Origin of the sequence: Pseudomonas sp. LTR0 (assembly GCF_036630035.1) — a bacterium.
Lineage (GTDB): Bacteria > Pseudomonadota > Gammaproteobacteria > Pseudomonadales > Pseudomonadaceae > Aquipseudomonas > Aquipseudomonas putida_Y.
The window spans coordinates 1,456,794-1,476,624 of sequence record NZ_CP123734.1 but is presented as its reverse complement, the minus strand read 5'-3'; the positions used below and the strand labels follow the sequence as shown (position 1 = coordinate 1,476,624).

The 19,831-nt window shown below is 54.5% G+C and carries 19 protein-coding genes, 5 tRNA genes and 2 pseudogenes; 5 read left to right on the top strand and 21 right to left on the bottom strand.

The genetic code is table 11. The annotated features are described in order from the left end of the window. Window positions 1–6: 6 nt before the first annotated feature. From QCL51_RS06895 to QCL51_RS06870, 6 genes and pseudogenes are all read right to left on the bottom strand, one after another. Window positions 7–510, bottom strand: coding sequence for a cyclin-dependent kinase inhibitor 3 family protein (locus tag QCL51_RS06895; protein WP_338444665.1), 504 nt, complete (start codon window positions 508–510; stop codon window positions 7–9). A gap of 12 nt (window positions 511–522) precedes the next feature. Then, the gene (arsH, locus tag QCL51_RS06890) at window positions 523–1,239 is read right to left on the bottom strand and encodes an arsenical resistance protein ArsH (protein WP_338444664.1); all 717 of its coding nucleotides are present in this window, start codon (window positions 1,237–1,239) and stop codon (window positions 523–525) included. A 4-nt stretch (window positions 1,240–1,243) separates the two neighbouring features. Then, window positions 1,244–2,305, bottom strand: a complete 1,062-nt coding sequence (gene arsB / locus QCL51_RS06885) for an ACR3 family arsenite efflux transporter (protein WP_338444663.1) — start codon at window positions 2,303–2,305, stop codon at window positions 1,244–1,246. 18 nt (window positions 2,306–2,323) lie between these two features. Then, on the bottom strand, window positions 2,324–2,794 hold the full coding sequence (locus QCL51_RS06880) for an arsenate reductase ArsC (protein ID WP_338444662.1): 471 nt from the start codon (window positions 2,792–2,794) through the stop codon (window positions 2,324–2,326). A gap of 19 nt (window positions 2,795–2,813) precedes the next feature. Further along, window positions 2,814–3,170 carry a metalloregulator ArsR/SmtB family transcription factor gene (locus tag QCL51_RS06875; protein WP_054881832.1) on the bottom strand — a complete coding sequence of 119 codons (357 nt, stop codon included), beginning with the start codon at window positions 3,168–3,170 and terminating at the stop codon, window positions 2,814–2,816. Window positions 3,171–3,178: 8 nt separating this feature from the next. Next, window positions 3,179–3,640 (bottom strand): annotated as a pseudogene (locus QCL51_RS06870) (arsenate reductase ArsC). Between the two features lie 109 nt (window positions 3,641–3,749). Here QCL51_RS06870 and chrA point away from each other — a divergent pair. Next, on the top strand, window positions 3,750–4,955 hold the full coding sequence (gene chrA / locus QCL51_RS06865) for a chromate efflux transporter (RefSeq protein ID WP_338444661.1): 1,206 nt from the start codon (window positions 3,750–3,752) through the stop codon (window positions 4,953–4,955). A gap of 342 nt (window positions 4,956–5,297) precedes the next feature. Further along, window positions 5,298–5,636, top strand: a pseudogene (locus QCL51_RS06860) (IS3 family transposase); the annotation flags it as partial. A gap of 164 nt (window positions 5,637–5,800) precedes the next feature. On the opposite strand, the gene QCL51_RS06855 reads toward QCL51_RS06860, so the two are convergent. From QCL51_RS06855 to QCL51_RS06845, 3 genes are all read right to left on the bottom strand, one after another. Continuing rightward, complete coding sequence (locus QCL51_RS06855; protein WP_338444660.1) at window positions 5,801–7,426, bottom strand: methyl-accepting chemotaxis protein; 1,626 nt, start codon at window positions 7,424–7,426, stop codon at window positions 5,801–5,803. 588 nt (window positions 7,427–8,014) lie between these two features. Continuing rightward, the gene (locus QCL51_RS06850) at window positions 8,015–10,954 is read right to left on the bottom strand and encodes a DEAD/DEAH box helicase family protein (RefSeq protein ID WP_338444659.1); all 2,940 of its coding nucleotides are present in this window, start codon (window positions 10,952–10,954) and stop codon (window positions 8,015–8,017) included. Between the two features lie 392 nt (window positions 10,955–11,346). Next, the gene (locus tag QCL51_RS06845; RefSeq protein WP_338444658.1) at window positions 11,347–11,661 is read right to left on the bottom strand and encodes a hypothetical protein; all 315 of its coding nucleotides are present in this window, start codon (window positions 11,659–11,661) and stop codon (window positions 11,347–11,349) included. A 181-nt stretch (window positions 11,662–11,842) separates the two neighbouring features. On the opposite strand from QCL51_RS06845, the gene QCL51_RS06840 reads away from it, so the two are divergent. After that, complete coding sequence (locus QCL51_RS06840) at window positions 11,843–12,136, top strand: hypothetical protein (protein ID WP_338444657.1); 294 nt, start codon at window positions 11,843–11,845, stop codon at window positions 12,134–12,136. A 17-nt stretch (window positions 12,137–12,153) separates the two neighbouring features. Here QCL51_RS06840 and QCL51_RS06835 read toward each other — a convergent pair whose 3' ends face one another. The 3 genes from QCL51_RS06835 to QCL51_RS06825 form a co-directional block, all read right to left on the bottom strand. After that, window positions 12,154–12,549, bottom strand: a complete 396-nt coding sequence (locus QCL51_RS06835; RefSeq protein ID WP_338444656.1) for a hypothetical protein — start codon at window positions 12,547–12,549, stop codon at window positions 12,154–12,156. Window positions 12,550–12,612: 63 nt separating this feature from the next. After that, window positions 12,613–13,344, bottom strand: a complete 732-nt coding sequence (locus QCL51_RS06830; RefSeq protein ID WP_338444655.1) for a metallophosphoesterase — start codon at window positions 13,342–13,344, stop codon at window positions 12,613–12,615. 511 nt (window positions 13,345–13,855) lie between these two features. After that, entirely contained in the window at window positions 13,856–14,176 is a 321-nt protein-coding gene (locus QCL51_RS06825) for a hypothetical protein (protein WP_338444654.1), read from the bottom strand. A 283-nt stretch (window positions 14,177–14,459) separates the two neighbouring features. Here QCL51_RS06825 and QCL51_RS06820 point away from each other — a divergent pair, with 283 nt between their 5' ends. After that, the gene (locus tag QCL51_RS06820; RefSeq protein WP_338444653.1) at window positions 14,460–14,930 is read left to right on the top strand and encodes an XRE family transcriptional regulator; all 471 of its coding nucleotides are present in this window, start codon (window positions 14,460–14,462) and stop codon (window positions 14,928–14,930) included. Window positions 14,931–15,243: 313 nt separating this feature from the next. Here QCL51_RS06820 and QCL51_RS06815 read toward each other — a convergent pair. The 3 genes from QCL51_RS06815 to QCL51_RS06805 all read right to left on the bottom strand — a co-directional run bounded on the left by QCL51_RS06815 (window position 15,244) and on the right by QCL51_RS06805 (window position 16,497). Continuing rightward, window positions 15,244–15,315 (bottom strand) — tRNA-Arg (locus tag QCL51_RS06815). A gap of 313 nt (window positions 15,316–15,628) precedes the next feature. Continuing rightward, the gene (phnN, locus tag QCL51_RS06810) at window positions 15,629–16,222 is read right to left on the bottom strand and encodes a phosphonate metabolism protein/1,5-bisphosphokinase (PRPP-forming) PhnN (protein ID WP_338444652.1); all 594 of its coding nucleotides are present in this window, start codon (window positions 16,220–16,222) and stop codon (window positions 15,629–15,631) included. Between the two features lie 5 nt (window positions 16,223–16,227). Further along, window positions 16,228–16,497 carry a hypothetical protein gene (locus QCL51_RS06805; RefSeq protein ID WP_135192500.1) on the bottom strand — a complete coding sequence of 90 codons (270 nt, stop codon included), beginning with the start codon at window positions 16,495–16,497 and terminating at the stop codon, window positions 16,228–16,230. Window positions 16,498–16,566: 69 nt separating this feature from the next. Between QCL51_RS06805 and QCL51_RS06800 the strand changes: the two genes are divergently transcribed. Continuing rightward, on the top strand, window positions 16,567–16,893 hold the full coding sequence (locus QCL51_RS06800) for an Arc family DNA-binding protein (protein ID WP_003254499.1): 327 nt from the start codon (window positions 16,567–16,569) through the stop codon (window positions 16,891–16,893). Window positions 16,894–16,999: 106 nt separating this feature from the next. Here QCL51_RS06800 and mgtE read toward each other — a convergent pair whose 3' ends face one another. The 6 genes from mgtE to csrA form a co-directional block, all read right to left on the bottom strand. Beyond that, window positions 17,000–18,442: a magnesium transporter gene (gene mgtE / locus QCL51_RS06795; RefSeq protein ID WP_003254500.1), complete on the bottom strand. Its 1,443-nt coding sequence runs from the start codon at window positions 18,440–18,442 to the stop codon at window positions 17,000–17,002. 396 nt (window positions 18,443–18,838) lie between these two features. Continuing rightward, window positions 18,839–18,915 (bottom strand) — tRNA-Arg (locus QCL51_RS06790). Between the two features lie 72 nt (window positions 18,916–18,987). Next, a tRNA-Arg gene (locus QCL51_RS06785) sits at window positions 18,988–19,064 on the bottom strand. 71 nt (window positions 19,065–19,135) lie between these two features. Then, window positions 19,136–19,212, bottom strand: a tRNA-Arg gene (locus QCL51_RS06780). A gap of 106 nt (window positions 19,213–19,318) precedes the next feature. Then, window positions 19,319–19,409 (bottom strand) — tRNA-Ser (locus tag QCL51_RS06775). Between the two features lie 72 nt (window positions 19,410–19,481). Then, window positions 19,482–19,670, bottom strand: a complete 189-nt coding sequence (gene csrA, locus QCL51_RS06770; protein WP_003254503.1) for a carbon storage regulator CsrA — start codon at window positions 19,668–19,670, stop codon at window positions 19,482–19,484. Window positions 19,671–19,831: the final 161 nt, after the last annotated feature.

Here is a 19,831-nt window from a genome sequence, read left to right as displayed (position 1 = left end):
GGACGGTCAGAGGGTATTGTCGAACTGGTTGATATACTCGACGTGCGCGGGGTTCTGAATGGCTCGTGGACGCAGGGCCTGCACTTGAGCAACCGCTTCATGTGCGGGAATGCCGCACTCGATCATCAGGCGGGCCGCAAACAGGCCTGTACGGCCGGAGCCGCCCTTGCAGTGGATGGCAATCGACTTTCCGTTCATCATCAGTTCCTTCAGGCGCTCCCGGTGGGCGTTCCACGCAGCGGCAAAGGGCTCGCCAGGCGCTTCGTCATCTTCCACCGGCAGGTGGAACCATTCGAGGCCGAGCAACTGGCACTCCTCAGGAAGAAGATCGACTTCATTCTGCAGCAGCTCTTCACCTGGCATCAGGGTGACCAGCGCGCTCGCGCCGGCTTCGCGCAGCGTCGACAACGCCTGAGATACTGAGGTGTCTTTGGTGCCAGGGCACGGAGTGAAGATCAGCTGGCCGATCAGCTCGGAGTTGGCCAGCACGGAGTACGGGTGCAGTTGCATGCTCGATAAGCCTCAGATGGAACGTTGATTAACGCGCTTGGAGAGTTCTTCTGCTGACTCTTTGCGTTCGGAGTAGCGATCAACCAGGTAATCAGCGCGATCACGAATCAGCAGGGTGAACTTCACCAGTTCCTCCATCACGTCGACGACGCGGTCGTAATACGGGGACGGCTTCATGCGGCCCGCTTCATCGAATTCCAGATAGGCCTTGGGCACCGACGACTGGTTAGGGATGGTGAACATGCGCATCCAACGACCGAGTACGCGCAGTTGGTTGACCACGTTGAACGACTGCGAACCGCCGCAAACCTGCATCACTGCCAAAGTCTTGCCCTGGGTTGGGCGCACAGCCCCCATGCTCAGAGGGATCCAGTCGATCTGCGACTTAAATACGCCAGTCATTGCACCGTGGCGCTCTGGCGAGCACCAGACCATGCCTTCCGACCAAAGCACCAGGTCGCGCAGCTCCTTGACCATAGGGTGGTCGTCGGGCACGTCATCCACCAGTGGCAGACCGGTCGGATTGAAGATCCGCGTCTCGGCTCCGAAGTGCTCCAGCAGGCGGGCCGCTTCTTCCGTTAGCAGGCGACTGAAGGAGCGCTCACGGGTGGATCCATACAGCAGCAGGATGCGTGGCTTGTGAGTGGATGTCTGATGAGTTGCCAGTTTTTCTGCCGTCGGCAGGTCAACGAGTTCACCGTCGATATTGGGGATGTGGTGTTCGGTCATGAGGTCACTCCTGGGAGAGGCTTCCAGAGGGTTGATCGAACCAGCGACGTTTGAGCCACCAGGCCACACCAACCAGAGAGATCAGTACCGGCACTTCCACCAAGGGCCCGATGACGGTGGCGAAGGCTACCGGCGAGGCGAGGCCGAAGGTGGCGATGGCCACGGCAATGGCCAGTTCGAAGTTGTTGCTCGCTGCGGTGAAGGCCAGCGCAGTGGTGCGGGGGTAGTCGGCTTCCAGCAGCTTGCCCATCCAGAAGCTGATGAAGAACATCACCACGAAGTAGATGGTTAGCGGGATAGCGATACGCAGCACATCCAGCGGCAGTTGCAGCACCATGTCACCCTTCAGGCTGAACATGGCGACGATGGTCAGCAGCAGTGCCACGAGCGTCAGCGGACTGATTTTCGGAATGAAATGCTCCTGATACCAGGTAGCGCCTTTATTGCTAATCAGGATCTTGCGGGTCAGGAAGCCGGCGAGGAACGGGATGCCAAGATATATCAGCACCGATTGGGCGATCTCGAGGAAGCTGGTCTCGATGACACTACCTTCAAGGCCAAACAGCGGCGGCAGCAGGCCTAGGAAGATCCAGGCGTATACGCTGAAGAACAGGATCTGGAAAATACTGTTGAAGGCGACCAGGCCCGCCACGTACTGGTTGTTGCCCCCGGCGATCTGGTTCCACACCAGCACCATGGCGATGCAACGCGCCAAGCCGATGAGGATCAAGCCGGTCATGTACTCTGGTTTGTCGGAAAGGAACACCACGGCCAACCCGAACATGAGCATTGGCCCAATCATCCAGTTCTGGGTCAGCGACAAGGCGAGGATGCGCTTGTCCTTGAAGACCTGCGGCAGTTCCTCGTACTTCACCTTGGCCAGGGGCGGATACATCATGATGATCAGACCGATCGCGATAGGGATGTTTGTCGAACCCACCGAGAGGCTGTTCAGCCAGCCCGGCAATCCCTGGAACTGGCTGCCCAGCCCGATCCCAAGCCCCATGGCCAGGAAGATCCAGACCGTTAGGTAGCGGTCGAGAAATGAAAGTCGGCTTTTGCTCATGGTGGATCTCCCTGAACGTCATAGCATTCCGATGCGTGCAAGCTCGACCTTGAGTTGCGCAGCATCAAGTTCTTCTAAAGGCAGTGCGAGGAATGCCGTGATGCGTCGCTTGATGTGTTCCAGCGTGGCGTCGAAAGCAGCCTCTACTTCAGCCGCGCTGCCTTGCAGGTCAGAAGGGTCAGTAAGCCCCCAGTGAGCTCTCGTCGAATGCCCGAAGAAAATGGGGCATGCCTCGCCCGCCGCCTTGTCGCAGACAGTGATGACAACGTCTGGTCTCAGATCTGCATGCGCGTCAGTTGACTTGCTGCTGAGCCCCTCAGTGGAAATGGCGGCCCGCTCCAGTGCTGCGATCGAAAGCGGATTCACTTCTCCCTTGGGCTCGCTTCCGGCACTGAACGCCCGCATACCGGCCAGAGCCAGGTCGTTGAACACGGCTTCAGACAAGATGCTACGGCAACTATTGGCGGTGCAGAGGAAAAGAACTTTCATCGGTTTTTCTCGGCGGTGATCAGCAGCAGGTGGATACGCGCTGTGGGCGGTCACCCATGGCGTCGAGTCGCGCGGCACTGGTACTGAGCCACCCGCGATTGGCCTCAAGCGTCGTTTTCAAGACCTCTCGTACCCAGGTGGGCAGCTCTGGATGAAGCCGGTAGTAGACCCACTGCCCCTGCCGGCGGTCTTCTAGCAGGTCACACGTGCGCAGTTGCGCCAGGTGGCGGGAAACCTTCGGCTGACTTTCCTCCAGGGCACAGATCAGTTCACAGACGCAGAGCTCTTCCTCGCGGGCGATCAACAGCATCATCCGAATGCGATTCTCGTCGGCGAGGCATTTGAACACCTTGGTAGGTGTCAGCGAGTCAGTCATAGCAGTTCTCAGTGTTTGGTTTTCACGAGGACGAACAGCTTGATGCGTTCATGGATCTCGTGAAGCGTGTGGTGGAATGAATCATGTTTGTCGCTGGTAACGGGGTCTTTGAAGTGCCAAGCCAGGCCCTCGTCGAATGCCGGCAGTGTCTGTCATTCCCGGGCAGCTTTGTCGCAAAGGGCGATGACGTAGTCAAAGCGCTCACCGGCAAACTCATCAATGGATTTGCTGCGTAACGCACTGGCATCGATAGCGAGGTGTTCGAGGGCGGCGTAGGTGCGTGGGTCTACCCCACCGGGTTGGGTGCCAGCGCTGAACGCCTCGAAATGCACTGCGTCCGTGCGTTGCAGCAACGCCTCAGCGAGCTGGGAGCGAGCAGCGTTTGCGGTGCAAACAAATAGCACTCGGATCTTGCCACCATCACGAAGCACTCTAGAAACATATGTTTTTTCGAATATACAATTTTTCATATATTTTGCAAGCCCTCTATGACAAATATCAGCGGTCGCACTTAATTCTCGATTCACGCTATCGTAAACGGAGATTTCATCCTGCCCCGCCACACATCTAGCAACGACAATGACCAAAATCACCAAAACTGGCCGTAGCCCTTGGGCTGTGTTTTTGATCTTCCTCCGCTTGGGACTGACCTCTTTTGGCGGCCCAATCGCACACCTGGGATACTTCCGCGACGAGTTCGTGGTGCGCCGACAATGGTTGAGCGAGCGCAGCTATGCAGATCTCGTCGCCCTTTGCCAGTTCTTACCGGGGCCAGCTAGTAGCCAGGTCGGGATTGCGCTCGGGTTGTCCCGCTCCGGCTATACCGGAGCGCTGGCCGCATGGCTCGGCTTCACCTTGCCCTCTGCAATTGCCTTGATCTTCTTCGCACTCGGCATGGCCAGTTATGGCGATGCCATGCCCGCAGGAGTGCTGCAAGGCTTGAAAGTAGTGGCCGTGGCGGTGGTCGCCCAGGCGGTCTGGGGTATGGCGCGCAATCTGTGCCCCGATGCACCGCGTATCTCGATCATGGCGGCGGCGACTTGCTTCGTGCTGCTCGTACCCTCCGCTTGGGGGCAAGTGAGTGCCATCGTCCTTGCCGGCATCGTCGGTTTGCTGCTTTTCAAACCGCAGCATGGCGACACCCATGATCCGCTTCCTATCAGCGTGCGGCGTCGCATTGGATTGTTCTGGCTGGCCCTGTTCTTTGTCCTCCTGCTTGGCCTGCCGTTGCTGGCAGCTGTGATCCCGATCCAGACGCTGGCGATGGTGGATGCTTTCTACCGCGCCGGCTCACTGGTTTTCGGTGGCGGACATGTGGTGCTGCCGCTGTTGCAGGCTGAGGTCGTACCATCCGGCTGGGTCGACAACGACCCATTCCTCGCGGGCTATGGTGCGGCGCAGGCCGTTCCGGGCCCGCTGTTCACCTTCGCGGCCTTTCTCGGCGCATCGATGAACCATGCACCAACTGGCTGGCTTGGCGGCCTGATCTGCCTGCTAGCGATTTTTGCGCCGTCTTTCCTGTTGGTGATGGGCGCCTTGCCATTCTGGGAATACCTACGCCGTAGCCTGCGCACGCAGGCAGCACTGCTGGGCATCAATGCGGCCGTGGTTGGCCTGCTGCTGGCTGCTCTCTACCAGCCGGTATGGACGAGTGCAATTCATGGCCCGCAAGACTTTGGCCTGGCCCTCGTGGCAATGGTGGCATTGATATTCTGGAAGCTGCCGCCTTGGCTGGTCGTACTAGGCAGCGGTGCCTTGGGTTGGCTCTTGAGCACTGTCCTGTGAGATGCCGCGAATGACCGCTAAAGAGCCCTAAGGAGCATTCATCCCGCACCATGCCACCGAAGCCCCCATCTTCGGGCGGGCTATCATTGAGGGGTTGGGATTTACCGCGGTTATGAGCTCAGCGCAGGCACGCTGTACGACTATTTTTGCCTGGAACAAATGTTATGCCTGCGTACCCTCTTTCCGCGCGTGCGGTATTGCCCGTGCTCGCGATCACCTCTACGACTATCGTCTTCCCGCTGTAACTGGCCATCGCCGACCTGCGTAAGCCGGGAGAGGAAAGCGGTCGAAATCGAGTCGGGCGCGTGATGCAGGTGGAGGGAGCTGCGTTCGCAAACGGGCTGGCGACGCAAGCCACAGCAGCAAGTCATGATTCACTCAGACAATACTGTCAGTTCAGTAGTTCAGACTGGCAAAGCTTCTTGAAGGCCAACAATGTGATCAGCAGCATGACTCGGCGGGGAAACTGCCACGACAGTGCCGTAGCGGAGAGCTTTTTCCAGCCTTGAAGCGGGAGCGAACCCAACGAAAAATCTACACAATCCGTGAAGAAGCTCGAAGTGATATTTTTGATTTTATCGAGATGTTCTATAACCCTAAATGCTAACGAAACAGTCTATGCAGCCGCCTCCAGCAGAATATGAGAAACGCTATTTTCTGAGTGCGGAGGATGCACCTTAGCAACTCGAAAAAAGATCATCATTAGAATAATATAAGCCCTGAAAAACAACGACAACGCATAAGACGAAAAGTCACAGAGCATACTTGCGCCTGAGTCCCCAGTGCAAACTTATAAATAAGCATCCCTGCTAACATCTATCCAAATCCACATGAAAATCTAAAGCTTACAGCCTAAAATCTTGCACTACACGATTTAGACCGACTGCAAGGTTGGAAACTTCCCCGCTGGCACTCGCAGTCTGGCTTGCACCCGCAGCGCTTTGGGTAGACAAATCACGAATACTTGTGAGGTTTCGATCAATCTCTCGTGCCACCTGAGCCTGCTCTTCTGAAGCAGTCGCAATCAAAACATTTCGCTCATTGATCATAGTGATTGACTGAGATATTTCCTCTAGCGAGTCACTAGCCAGCTGTGCGACAGAGGTAGATTCATCAGCCATTTTCTGACTTTCGATCATAGCCCTAACGGCCTGAACCGAATCATCCTGGATAGAGCCAATCATTTGCTCAATTTCTTGAGTGGATTGTTGAGTACGATGGGCAAGAGCTCTAACCTCATCTGCAACAACTGCAAAGCCCCTACCCTGTTCTCCAGCCCTTGCGGCCTCAATTGCAGCATTCAACGCCAGTAGGTTTGTTTGCTCAGCGATGGCTCTAATCACCTCAATGACTTTACTGATGTCCTGAGCGCGCGAAGAAAGCGTTTGGATCTGCTCGCCCGTAGACTCAACATAGGAGGATAGCGCTTGTATAGCTCCTAGAGTTCTCTTAACATTTTCGAGTCCAGATTTGGTGAGTTGTTGAGCTCGCCCGGATGCATCAGCGGCTTCCGCAGCATTCACTGCCACTTCATCAACTGCGGCACTCATTTCATTGACAGCGGTCGCAGCCTGGTTAACTTCATCGTTTTGCTTGACCAACCCTCGACTACTTTCTTCAGTGACTGCTGCCATTTCTTCTGCAGCCGAAGCGAGTTGCGTTGAGCTGTCGGAAATATGGGTCAACGTGTCTTTCAAATTATTTTGCATTTGAGAGATAGCAACCAGCATCGCAGCTGCCTCGTCTCGGCCTGAAACCTTGAACGTCTGCGAAAGATCTTTATTCGCGATAACCTTGGCGATTGAAAGCGCTTCATCTAGAGGCTGAGTCACACTCCGCACCAGCAAGTAACCCAAAGCAATTGTGAGCGTCACCACAGTCAAAAGCAGACCATAGATTGTTACTAATCCGCTATGATAGATCTCACCCGCTAACACTCCCGCTGCTTTTGCACCTTGATCGTTATAAACCATCAAATCAGAAATTTGATCAACGAGACTATTGGTAAGCGGGCGAATAGCTGAGCTAATTAACGCCGACGCAGCCGCGTTGTCACCAGCGACGAGCATAGGCTCTAACTGATTCAGGAGCCCTTCATAACGATCAGCGCTTTCCCTCACTTTGTCGTACAGCGACTGCTCTTCAGGACTTGCCACAACCGATTCGTATCTGCCTATGAGCCTTGTGAACTCCCGCCGATAATCCGGAAAAGTTTTTACTGTCTGATCACGAACTACAGGATCATTCGTGGTAGTTGCTCGAAGACTTTCCAACCTTAGCCTAAGAACACTTGAGTTTATAAGCCCAGCTAGCCGGATGCTGGCCATCCAATTTGTTTCAACATCCTGTTCTGCTTGACGAAGCCTTTCCAACTTATTAACAGACAACAACCCCATCACAACGACCACGGCGACTATGACTGAAAAAATCAATGCCGCACGAGGCCCTATTTTAAGATCACGAAATTTCATGCAAAACCTCAATCGTAGACACAAGTTAATGTGTATCGGCTGAATCGTTTAATCCTTTAGGCTTAGATAAAAAAATAGCTCCCATCAATGGAATTGATACTGCTCCACCCTTCTGACAGATCAACCAATAAACATCAATTGACTCCCCAAATAAAATTTGACCGTTTAGCAACAGTACGAATCACATCCAGGCCTCGAGCTCGCGTTTGGCCCATCGCCCTCAGACAAGGGGAGATGCACCGAGAGGTTCCTCAAGTCGGCACTGCGATGATTTGCACGATTACTAACGCTCAGCCTTAAAGCGCCCTAACGCCGACAAAGGCCCACCTGGAAAGAGATCTGCGTCGCCGAGTTTCTTCAACAAAAATTCATACACCAATCGTATTCGGCGTGGCACGGGGCCGGGTCGTGTCCGATAAAGAACCAAATCGAGCGGTTGCGGGGCCTGATGAGGCAAAACCTCCACGAGGGAACCTTGAGACAAATGAGGCTGGGCGAGATATGAGGCCAGCCCTTTGTGTAGAGGTGACGGAACAGTTCAAGGTTCAGTGGAGCACCTCCCCCACTGAGCCTAGTTTGCACGCACTCTTACTGATTAGTTATGACTCTCACTTCAGAACCAGACACACTTTTGATGTATGAATAGCTTGTGCCGAGGACAGCCAACTGATCCGCGGATACCTTTTCTTTAGAAATGGCAGGCTGCACGATCACAAATTTGAAGATCATCTCGTGATCGTGGCACTTGTTACGGAGCAGTTCTAAATCCATTGGGGTACCCTTCAGGATTCGGTCGAATTTTTTCGGCAATCCCTTTTGGTAACGTTCCATCATGCGATCGAAGAATTTTTTCTCTGTATGCAGCCATTTTACTGACCGTGAAGCTTGCCCGCAGACTTCATAGACATCGTCCACTCGAGCACCCGCTTGAGCCTTACCGTCCTTCTGTGGGCAGTACTTGCAATGATATAGGTCTACGTAGATTGCGTCTTTGCTCTCTCTGATCGCCACCAGATCCGCGATCTCACCTTTGCCATCGTCATTAAAAATGAATGAGTAATCATCCTTGATACGACTGTAGGTGAAACCTTGAACGGTATTCAAGTCACCAGCGGCCTTCATGGACTCTTTATGGATCGGGGTGTCGCCCCATTCCCAAGCCTCGAGCAGTCCTATCGGCAGCTTCAAGTCCAAGCTCTTGGTAGTGTAGAAGCGGTAATTGCCCTCAACCATCGAACCGTCAACCGCCAAAAATACCAACGGATGGGCGTCCAAGTACTGCTCGAAGGAGTTCGCTTCAGAGAAAATGATCTTAACTCCAGGGCAAGAGAATTTGTAGCTGTCCTCCAGTAACCGTACAGTGATATCTGGAAGCTCACGCTCAGTCCCATCTTCGGCTATGGCAATGACAGCCACGTCCAGCGTCAGATCATTGGTTCTCCGAGGTTTACCAAGCTCGACATCGAGTAGGTTGTAGACCTCACCCTCAAACTCAAGTGAAATCCTTTGCTCGTTTTCAATCTCAATAGACTCAGGCCAATCGGCATAGAAAAGCCCAGTTGGCCAAGCAGCTTCGATCTTATCGGCGCGCATTACATCCTTGAGAATGTCTGCTGGAGTAATGTCTTTATTGTTCAGCTTGCTAGAGGCGCGCTTGCACCACTCGATCCAGTAGCTCACCGTGGAAGAGTTCATCTCCCAAATTTTTCCCTTGTGTGAACACCCAACGGTGGCCCGCTGCCCATCCTCGTATCCAGTCGCGAAGATATTGGATTTCTTCGCTGCTCCGGTCTCAATGTCGCGGATGATCGTGTTGACGTCCCGTCCGACGTGCATCGTAAATTTAAGATCTTTACGCGCCCTAGAAAGCCCCACATTCTGCAGCCTCATGAGCTTGATATCATGTAGAGTACGGAAGACAGGCTCGCCATTGATTCTTTTGGGATCCTTGGCAATTAACTTCAAAAATCGAGTCGCCTCCTTTTCATCACCAGACGTGTGCACGAAAAGCGTTCTATCGGGGACGTGGTAGTAGGCCATGTAGATAACCCAGTTGGTATCCACAATCGCTGATGTCTTAGCCCAACTGACGGGTGTCTCCTGTTGCGCTACTACTATAATGGTATCTGACGCTTCGTTGATGGAGACGAAATCTCGTTGTTTCTTGCTTTGAGCGAAGAAATGGGCTTTCTCTGGACGCCAGTTCTCGAGCTCGACATGGTAGGCCACCGCGCTGACCTTGGGGTTGGGGTTCAACCCAAAAATATCTTCGGCATCTGCATCATCGGAAAATTGCTCCGTGAATGCTTCCTTCTCGATTTCGCGAGCAATTTTTTCTTGGCTCACATCTCGAATCACTGCACTCCAGTCAGCACTCTCCTTGTAGAGCGCGGCCATTTGGGAGTCGACTCTTTGATTCGCAATGTTCGAAACAAATTTCGCGTCACCCAACTCCTTACTAACCCGGGTCAGCCGTCCGATAAACTGTAGCGTTACAGCTGGGCTCTGGTGCTGATCGTGAATAGCCGCAATCTTCAGCTCTGGCAGGTCAAAACCCTCGCCCAGCATGTCAACGCATACGATGATTTTGTGCTTCTTCGCGACGATTTCGTCCAGTAGCCTGTCTCGGTTCGGTACCTTGCTGTGGATGAGTACAGGCGAGAGATCTTCGTGTTTTTCGTAAAGTGAGAACAGCTTGATAGCACGCGCCTGTGTTCGTGCTCTTACCAAAAGTAGATGATTGAAACCCTGCCCACGATCCTTGCGCAACAGCTCAACAGCCTTATCTGCAACTGCTTGGTCAGCGAGGTCTAGGTCGTACTCGCGCACGGGGTGAAACTCGATTGGCTTGAAGTAACCATCGTTCTGGGCATCCTTCAGCGGATAGTTATAGATGATCTTGCCGTCAAGAGGCTGGCTGTCTTCCCGGAAAGGCGTAGCAGTGAACTGCAAGCAAGGCCTTTCCTTAAAAGCTGTCTTCACCCTGCTCCACGTCATTGCAGCTACGTGGTGCGCTTCATCTACGACTAGATGAGTACAAAGCCCAGCCAACGCCTCCAAAGCTTCATTGCTAAAAAACTGCAGCGCTTGAGGGGTGGCCACGATCACGTTTGCTTCGGCGAGCTGTTGAATTTCTTCAACCTGCATACCTGAGCTGATCGCTCTCACGACAGGGTTCAATGCCGTGTCCGACACAGCACCGATTTCCCGCAGCTTCTTCAGCCCAACGCATTTTTCAGAAAACTGCGAGCGCAGGGGATCAGTCGGAACGAGCACCAATGTTCTAGCCAACCGCCCAGCAATTAGCAGTCCCAGCATGGTATCCGTCTTGCCTGTCCCTGTTGGCATCACGATCGTCGCGGTCGTGCCTGGGGACATCACGAGGTGGCCCAGCGATGCATACAGAGCGGCAAGCTGCGGTTTACGTAAGCCTGGCGTCTCTGTCTCTCTGTCATCCAGGTTGAAGTTAAAGAGGTGCTGCTGCCAGCTCCGATAGACGTCTAAATACTTCCCTGCAGCGTCAGCCATTGCATTTACCCAATCATGGTGAATGTGAGTACAGCGGTGATAATGGCCTTATGGTATCAGCGGCTCACCCTCCAGGTGCACCTACGAGTTGCTTAGTTCTGAGTCCCTCTCTCACAGCAGCATCTCTAAAGGTTGGCTTGGTGATCGCGCATAGCAACGCGTCCACCGATTGCCCACTACACAAGGTTGAGTGTGCAATGGCACACCTAAAGTTTTCTCAGCTGATCGAGTGTCCGCTACACGCGTTAACAACAGGAGCATGCGGACGCTCGCATCGAAGCCCTTAAGGTCAAAATCGGTCACGGCAGATTGCTCAAAGTAAGGGGAAATTATTCCTCAGTCATAATTACTGCTGCGCCATAATTTGACCTAAATCGAGATCTGCGTAGCGGTCAGCTAGGCTCGACATCGTCTCGGGTAGGCTTTTTAACCCGGCCATAAGTGTCATCACCTAAACTCGAATTACCCTCCTCATCGAACATCACAGCGAGCCACCGCGCCCGCTTCATCTCCGCCACTTGAGAAAAGAAGCAGGTTTCGCAAAGATGAAGCTCATACGTTTCGCCGCAATGCGCTGAGCCCCTGCCCCATGAGGCATGCATCGTTCCGTACTGAAGCTCACCGTCACCATTTCGTGTGGACATCCCGCATACATCGCATGCCACATCAATGATCCCATCGAGCTGAGCTGCTTGTGTGACCTTCATTCAGCACCTCCTCCACCTTTCAACGCATGGGCATCGTCCTGGTCTCGACCTGGCGGGACTCCACAGTTCAGTGCTCAGGTTTGAATACCCCTCGAGGAGCCAGCCTCTGCCGTGGCAGTAACAGGCGATTGAGTATACGCATGATAACCTTGCCTCAAGTTCAATCTCTGGAGCATCCCGCTTGAGCACGCTAGCTGCGCCCGGTTATTACGAATCACTCCTTAACGCTCCTACTTTCTCCTGCGACCGAGCCGGCAAACGCCAAGCCGAGCGTTGGAAACGCCTGGTGGATGACATCCACAAATCAACAACAGAGCAAGACCTGCGCGAGGCCCGAGGCAAGGCGGAGGGTTACATCATCGGCCTAATGGAGTGTGGTCATCTATCACCAGATGGCGAACGCGACTACGTGATTCTGAGCTCGATTCATCGCCGTCAGGATTTTTTGCGCACACTTCTCACGACGCTCAACTGATCCGTATGTTCGACCTTTCAGGCGCCCGCAAAGGCGCCTGGCTCGCGCTCCGAAGATGCGTCAGGTTGGTCAGAGGTTACGATCAGTGCTCGAAGACTCTTCCGGCCCGCTCCACGCTTGAATGAAGTCAGGACAAAATTCCCAGCTTTTGTAACAACCACCCAGAAGCGCTCTACTCTGATCAACGAGAAGATCGGCGTCGTCGTCAGCAAATATGCCCCTGTGCGCCTCTCAATGAGCCCTGGAACGATTTGACCAACCACGACCCCGACTGCGCAATCGTTCGAAATTTCTGCGTCGCTCAGATAGGCAGTAATCGGCATAGAGTACTGCTGACCCATCGCTTGTATGATGCGCGTGAGCTGAAGAATCGATGGCTCTTCACCTGGATAGCTGATGATCTCATCTGTCATGTGTTCTTGCGCTCCTGCGTCCAAATCAACAACCTCCCTGAGAGCCTGCGCTCCAGGAGGCGCTTAGATCTCAATGATTAGCTCCGGTGAAAAGCCCGTGTTTTCACCTGGATACCCTTTCGGGTTCGAAACGAGCCGACATCCCGAAACGACCGTGTCGACCGCGTGATGGGTATGACCGAAGATCCAGGCATCAGCCTGCGAAATTAGGGCATGCCATTGGTTGAAATACGCAGCACCGAGATGGCCCACGTGTCCATCACCAGCTACCTCTTGGATCGGGCAGTGGTGAGTAACCACAACCGTCTTTCCCTCGAAGTCCTTAGCGAGCTCTGTGGCAAGAAACTCGCGAGCGGTAATGTTCCGAGCGATGAGATCGACGGGGCGAAGCTTCCTGAAACCCTCCCCGCTCCGGATAACCCTGAAGTCATTCATCCACTCCCAACACTCATACATGGCTTTTTTGTAATCGCCGGTTGAGGTGAAGTCTGTCCAGGCAGTGGTAACCAGAAATCGGGTATCACCAATGACAATGCATTCGTTGTCGAGGACATGCACATGCTCCTCCGCCGCCTCCTTCATCTTGATGAGCGTACGATCCAGGTGGCCGCCCTTGTAGTATTCGTGGTTCCCTGGGACGTAGATGACTGGACATTTGAAGGTCTCGTTGGCCCATACCACACCCTGAACGCGTACCGAAATGTCACCCGCGAGCACCACCAAATCTGCATCGACTTGGGGAGGCTCGAAGCCCTTGAATTCCAAATGCAGATCTGAGTAGATCAAAACTCTCATCAGCTCTCTCGCTCCCGAGCAGCATTGCATGGATCGCTTCTCCAAGGCTTCATCGAAGGGAAGCCGGGCTAGCTGTCGGATTGAGCTAGGGTCGCAGTGAAAAAATCGTGTCAAGGGTAGCGCGCTTCCTGCAGCCATCACCTAGCAGAAGGTAAACCGTGCTCCTCGTTTCGAATATGCATGGGTGATTGTGCGAGATCCCGAAGTTGCTGCGCACCCAGTACCCAGGAGAAAAACGGTTGCGGCTATCTCGAACGACCTGGTGCGCGAACACCAACGTCGTGAGTAACCCCTCGGACGCGAGCGCAGCCAACTCTTTCTCTGGCCCCGACATCTCAGCAACTGCCCAACGCTTCACCAGGCAGTAAGGTTTACCGGGAAACATCTGCTGGGCCAGGCTAACGAGCTCCTCTGGATCGCTGCTCCAACCCGAGACCTTCTCCCCCTCTCCGTAGAGAAACCGGAAGGCGTCTTCAATCGAAATCGGCATGCCTACTCTCCAGAGCGATGCTTACGCATGAGCGCTGGTGTAGAGACGACCATCTTCAGTCAAAAACTCGTAGACCGGCTTCTCTTCAGTACCGGGCACGATTCGAATTTCAGCGAGTACCTCCATGAAGTATTTGCCGTGATCGTTCTTTGAAGGAGGAGTGATCAAATGGATCTTGCTGACGTTAACCAGGTTATTTGTCTCTGCGGACTGCATCATCTGGAGCGTGGGGACGTCGTCGACCAAATGCGCAACCGGCCCGATACGACCATCTTGCAGACCCACACCCTCCACGAGGAAGGAGTATGCGCGCAGACTGACATCCACTGATTTCCAAAGCATACGACTACCATCTGGTGCGTTGAACTGCCCTTGGAGCTCATTCCCGTACGTTACAAACACTGCCCTCACCTTTCTTCACGACCCTTGCACCCGGCAAAGATCAAATACGAACAACAAGCGGCCGCCCCATAGGCGCTGCACGAGCCGCCAATTCAGAAGAATTATCAAAGCCGGGCGACTCACCTCAAAGATCCGCTCCGACGCAAATGCGTCAGATACGGAAATATAATTCATGGCGCGAGATTGATCAATGTGGCTGTATTCTCGGATTTGAGGATAGAGAATGCTCACGAGGGAAGCCCTCGCGGCCGTACTACGCTCGATAAGAGCTCAGCGAGGTCTCGCCAGGGAAGCAGTCCCTGAAATCGAAACCCGCACCCTTTTCAATCTCGAGAACGCAAAGACAGGCGTGACGATTGAGACCCTTCAGAAAGTTGCCTTCAGCTTGGGTGTACATCCTTTAGCTCTACAAATCTTAGCCACGAGCACCGATGAAGGGGTCACCCCGTCAGAGCTATTGAAGGGCTTGGCAAAAGAGCTCCGCAGCCTAGAGAGCTCAGGCTTGGTAGCGAAAATTTCCAATCACATCGTCAACGGCCAGCTTGTGCCTGAAAAAGCCGGCAAGCGGCACTCCCAAGAGACAATTGATGCCGTTCGATCTTTGAAATCTGAAGGGAAAACTCAGAAGGAAATCTACGAGGCCCTGGGCCTTTCGCGCTCGACTGTTGGGAGAATCTGGAAGGATCTGGAATGAAGCGAATCGCTCAGGGAGGCCGAGAGTGAGAAATATGATTTCACAGATGTGATAGCAGATGCTTAGCACCCAGAAGTAGCGTAAGCGACGACGCGACGTCACCGATCCGTGATGCCCCCTGAGGTAAGCGCTTAGCCGTTTCTCTGCAAGGAGCACATGGTCGTGAATGTGATCAGGTCACGAGGGAGCACCAAACAATCTGTCGCCGTTAGCAACCCAGGCTAGAGATTTTCGATCGACTAAGAAAGGTAGACGAGAGCTAGGAGCGAGCTGCGTGTCGGAGAAGTGGAGCTGAATGGCGCCACAAAGAATGCGTCCCCTGCTGGAATCGAACCAGCATCTAGCCCTTAGGAGGGGCTTGTTCTATCCGTTAAACTAAGGAGACAACGAGCTCTGTATCTTACGCAAAACCAAGGACTTAGGAAAGGCAAGCCTCATCCCACTCCCCATGGACATCCCACCTTTCAACTTGAAGCTCAGAGCAGTTGGACTGTTGATCTCAATAGGAGACTACACCCTACCCCAGATAAGAACCTGCAACCTTCCCCTTAGGAGGGGGATGCTCTATCCAATTGAGCTACTGAGACGCTACGACCGGCAGCGAGCGCTGCACAGCGGGATGGCCAGCATGTTAACCAGCATGCTGGCGTTTGTCATGCCTCAACTGGGCTTTTTCGCGTAATCCTTTTCTGCGGCTGCTATCCCCGCGGTAGCACGCCCTGATTGCGAAGCAGCGAAAAGAATGCAGCGACCGCCGCCTCCAGCGTGGAAGAATTATCCAGCACATGCACCGACGGGTCGGCTGCAGCCTGCAAGCGTGCGCTGCGCGCCAGGCGCTGCTCCACTTCTTCTGTGGTTTCCCGGCCCCGGGCCAGCAAGCGCTGGCGCAGCACCTCAGGCTTGACCTGGACCAACACGACCAGCAAGTCCGGATAGCGCTGACGGGCCACTGCCAGATAAGCCCGCGAGCCATTCACCAGTACCGGCCTCCCCGCCGCCAACCACTGGTCCACCTGCCGGGGTATGCCATAGTCCAGGCCATTGGCCCGCCAGTGCATGGCAAACGCACCCTGCGCACGCAAGGTATCAAACTGCTCGGGCGTGACCCCTTGGGCAGCTTCGCCTTTGGCTTCGGCCGACCGAGTGATGACCCGGCGGGCTATTTCTACCCCGGCGACGGCCAGTTGCTCACGCGAAGCGTCGATCAGGGAATCCTTCCCGGAACCCGACGGCCCAACCAGAAATATCAACCGGCCTGTCCCTGATCGGCGGTCGCTTGCGTCATGTTGCATAGCCACTATGCTCTATGGAGGGAACCGGCGCATTCTAGGGCTTTTCCGGGCATTTTTCTGGGTTTTACCAATTGTTGACGGCAAATGACTGACGGCCAGGCTAGCCAGAGCATGTGAAACTTTTCAAACCAGTGCTCATTTCTGATAATTGGTACTGGCATAAAGCCTTTATCCGGCTCACTATTTGTCACATAATTGACGCCAAGCAAACGGCGACCTTGAGGCAAGATGAGCATCCATTTTTCACTGGCGGTTGAACATTTTGTCGTCGCCACGGTCGTACTTCCATCCCGTGCGGCCAATTTGAGAACCGCTTCCCCTGAACCAAACTCCGGTCAATTTATATGCGCCCAATGAAACAGGCTATTTATTCGAGCCGCACCGCTGACAAGTTCGTCGTCCGCCTGCCAGACGGAATGCGTGAGCGCATTGCCGAGGTAGCGCGCAACCACCACCGCAGCATGAACTCCGAGATCATCGCACGCCTGGAACAGAGCCTTATCCAGGAAGGCGCGCTGGGTGACGAGCTCAGCATGCGTCTGGACAGCCCAGAGCTGTCCCTGCATGAGCGCGAGTTGCTGCAGCGCTTCCGCCAACTGTCCCACCGCCAGCAGAACGCTCTGGTCGCCCTCATCGCTCACGATGTGGAAATGGCCGCAGACGCTTCCTGAGGCCTGCGCGAACACAAGAAAGCCAGCGTAAGCTGGCTTTTTTGTCGGCGACTGACTGGCAGCAATCGCATTCCCCTGTGGGATTGCTCCCACAGGGAGGATCGGCTTACAGCAGGAACAGCGTAGCCAACCCAAGGAAGATGAAGAAGCCACCGCTGTCAGTCACAGCAGTGATCATCACGCTCGCCCCCATCGCAGGGTCGCGACCCAAGCGGGCCAATGTCATCGGGATCAGCACGCCCATCAGCGCCGCCAGTAACAGGTTCAAGGTCATCGCTGCGGTCATCACCACCCCCAGCGACCAGCTGCCATACAGCCAGAAAGCCACCGCACCAATCACTCCGCCCCACACCAGGCCGTTGATCAGCGACACAGCCAACTCCTTACGCATCAAGCGGCTGGTATTGCCTGGCGATACTTGATCCAGGGCCATGGCGCGGACGATCATCGTGATGGTCTGGTTACCAGAGTTGCCACCAATACCCGCAACGATCGGCATCAACGCAGCCAACGCCACCAGCTTTTCAATCGAACCTTCGAACAACCCGATCACTCGCGAAGCAACGAACGCGGTAATCAGGTTGATTGCCAGCCACGCCCAACGGTTGCGGAACGAACGCCAGACCGAGGCAAAAATATCTTCCTCTTCACGCAGACCCGCCATGTTGAGGACTTCGCTCTCGCTTTCCTCACGGATCAGGTCAACCATTTCGTCGATGGTCAGACGGCCGATCAGGCGTTCGCTCTTGTCCACCACCGGGGCGGATACCAGGTCATAACGCTCGAAAGCCTGCGCTGCATCGTAGGCATCTTCCTCGGGCTGGAAGGAGACGGGGTCGGTCGCCATGACCTCCGCGACCTTTTTCTCCGGGTCGTTGACCAGCAGGCGCTTGATCGGCAATACCCCCTTGAGGATGCCGTCGTAATCGACCACGAACAATTTGTCGGTGTGGTTCGGCAGTTCTTTCAGGCGGCGCAGGTAGCGCAGAACCACTTCCAGGCTGACGTCCTCGCGGATGGTGACCATCTCGAAGTCCATCAACGCACCGACCTGCTCCTCGTCGTAGCTCAGCGCCGAACGCACCCGTTCGCGTTGCTGGGCATCGAGGGTCTCCATCAGCTCGTGAACAACGTCGCGCGGCAGCTCTGGGGCGAGGTCGGCCAGTTCGTCGGCGTCCATCTCCTTGGCGGCAGCCAGCAGCTCGTGATCGTCCATGTCGGCGATCAGCGACTGGCGAACCGAATCGGAAACTTCCAGCAGGATGTCGCCATCGCGCTCCGAGCGCACCAGTTGCCAGACCGTCAGACGATCTTCCAGGGGCAAGGCTTCGAGGATATAGGCGATGTCGGCGGGGTGCAGGTCATCGAGCTTGCGCTGCAGCTCGACGAGGTTCTGACGGTGGACCAGGTTTTCCACCAGGTCGTTGTGCGCGCCTTCCTGGCGATGGGTCAGGTCTTCGACCATACGCTGACGCTGCAGCAGTTCGACCACCTGGGCCAGGCGATCCTGCAGGCTTTCTTGCGCTTTTTTAACTTCTACTTCAGTCATAGGCGAACTCCACTCCCAGCAGCGGAGCACGCCGAGGGAATCAATCGGTCAGATCTTTCTGTATGAATCTTGTTAGCGAGTAACTACTGGGTAAGTCCATGGTGGTTTTCCACAAGCCCCGGCGGGGCTGACGGGCGCAATCATACACTGCTAAAGCTGTCAGATCGCTTAAATTTTTGGCCAGAACAATCGTTTGCGTGATAAAGCTGGGACAACGCTCGAAGCTATCAGTGCGACGGTTGTTGTGGATGAGAAAGCACATTTGATTTTTGAGGCCGCACAGCGGCTCCAAGCTACACCGCAATCATTACAGAAGAGCGTAGATCGACATGATCAAGAATTCATTGGCGCACAAACAAAAAGCCCGCTCTATTGAGCGGGCTTTTTGATGGGGTGTGGCGGACTCAGCAGGATTCGAACCTGCGACCGCTCGGTTCGTAGCCGAGTACTCTATCCAGCTGAGCTATGAGTCCGTGGTGGTAGTTTTAGACCAGATTACCACTGGTTTACTGAAGTAGCTTTGCAAGCAGAACCACTTCAAAAAGTGGCGGACTCAGCAGGATTCGAACCTGCGACCGCTCGGTTCGTAGCCGAGTACTCTATCCAGCTGAGCTATGAGTCCGCAATTGGTAGTTTTAGACCAGATTACCACTGGTTGTTTGAAGCAGCTTTTAAGCAAAGCCACTTCAAAAGTGGCGGACTCAGGAGGATTCGAACCTCCGACCGCTCGGTTCGTAGCCGAGTACTCTATCCAGCTGAGCTATGAGTCCGTGTCTTGCCGCGCATTATAGGTCGCTGAAACATTTTTGCAAGAACTTTTTCGTTTAAAATCAACTACTTAGCGTTCTTGCCGTTTACAGCGCCCTAAGCGAATAATGGCGGTGAAGGGGGGATTCGAACCCCCGATACCCTTATGAGGTATACTCCCTTAGCAGGGGAGCGCCTTCGGCCACTCGGCCACCTCACCGCAACACGAGGCGAATATTAAAGAACCTCTTTCACCTTTGCAACCCTTTTTTTGAAAAAAACTTCAAAAAAATTAAAGGCTTGGCTCTTCATCCTTCTCCTTCTTGATCCGCAGGTAGATTTCCTCGCGGTGAACTGCCACTTCTTTCGGGGCGCTCACGCCAATACGCACCTGGTTGCCTTTGACGCCAAGCACCGTCACGGTGATCTCGCCGTCTCCAATGATCAGGCTCTCGGCGCACCGACGAGTCAGAATCAACATAGCTTTCTCCTTACGCAAAACATTCAGGGGTAACAGTCTTGGATTTCGGGACAAGGTCGCGGACGACGACCAAGGCCCTGGTTACTCGCCGCACAGGGCAGGACAGGGCCTGCGCGGCGAGCAGAAACGCGAAGGGCGCGGCAAGCCGCGCCCTTCCAGGC

Coding starts and splice junctions, on each gene's coding strand:
- QCL51_RS06895 (WP_338444665.1), bottom strand. CDS start 510: ATGCAACTGCACCCGTACTCCGTGCTGGCCAACTCCGAGCTGATCGGC.
- arsH (WP_338444664.1), bottom strand. CDS start 1,239: ATGACCGAACACCACATCCCCAATATCGACGGTGAACTCGTTGACCTG.
- arsB (WP_338444663.1), bottom strand. CDS start 2,305: ATGAGCAAAAGCCGACTTTCATTTCTCGACCGCTACCTAACGGTCTGG.
- QCL51_RS06880 (WP_338444662.1), bottom strand. CDS start 2,794: ATGAAAGTTCTTTTCCTCTGCACCGCCAATAGTTGCCGTAGCATCTTG.
- QCL51_RS06875 (WP_054881832.1), bottom strand. CDS start 3,170: ATGACTGACTCGCTGACACCTACCAAGGTGTTCAAATGCCTCGCCGAC.
- chrA (WP_338444661.1), top strand. CDS start 3,750: ATGACCAAAATCACCAAAACTGGCCGTAGCCCTTGGGCTGTGTTTTTG.
- QCL51_RS06855 (WP_338444660.1), bottom strand. CDS start 7,426: ATGAAATTTCGTGATCTTAAAATAGGGCCTCGTGCGGCATTGATTTTT.
- QCL51_RS06850 (WP_338444659.1), bottom strand. CDS start 10,954: ATGGCTGACGCTGCAGGGAAGTATTTAGACGTCTATCGGAGCTGGCAG.
- QCL51_RS06845 (WP_338444658.1), bottom strand. CDS start 11,661: ATGAAGGTCACACAAGCAGCTCAGCTCGATGGGATCATTGATGTGGCA.
- QCL51_RS06835 (WP_338444656.1), bottom strand. CDS start 12,549: ATGACAGATGAGATCATCAGCTATCCAGGTGAAGAGCCATCGATTCTT.
- QCL51_RS06830 (WP_338444655.1), bottom strand. CDS start 13,344: ATGAGAGTTTTGATCTACTCAGATCTGCATTTGGAATTCAAGGGCTTC.
- QCL51_RS06825 (WP_338444654.1), bottom strand. CDS start 14,176: ATGCTTTGGAAATCAGTGGATGTCAGTCTGCGCGCATACTCCTTCCTC.
- QCL51_RS06820 (WP_338444653.1), top strand. CDS start 14,460: ATGCTCACGAGGGAAGCCCTCGCGGCCGTACTACGCTCGATAAGAGCT.
- phnN (WP_338444652.1), bottom strand. CDS start 16,222: ATGCAACATGACGCAAGCGACCGCCGATCAGGGACAGGCCGGTTGATA.
- QCL51_RS06800 (WP_003254499.1), top strand. CDS start 16,567: ATGCGCCCAATGAAACAGGCTATTTATTCGAGCCGCACCGCTGACAAG.
- mgtE (WP_003254500.1), bottom strand. CDS start 18,442: ATGACTGAAGTAGAAGTTAAAAAAGCGCAAGAAAGCCTGCAGGATCGC.
- csrA (WP_003254503.1), bottom strand. CDS start 19,670: ATGTTGATTCTGACTCGTCGGTGCGCCGAGAGCCTGATCATTGGAGAC.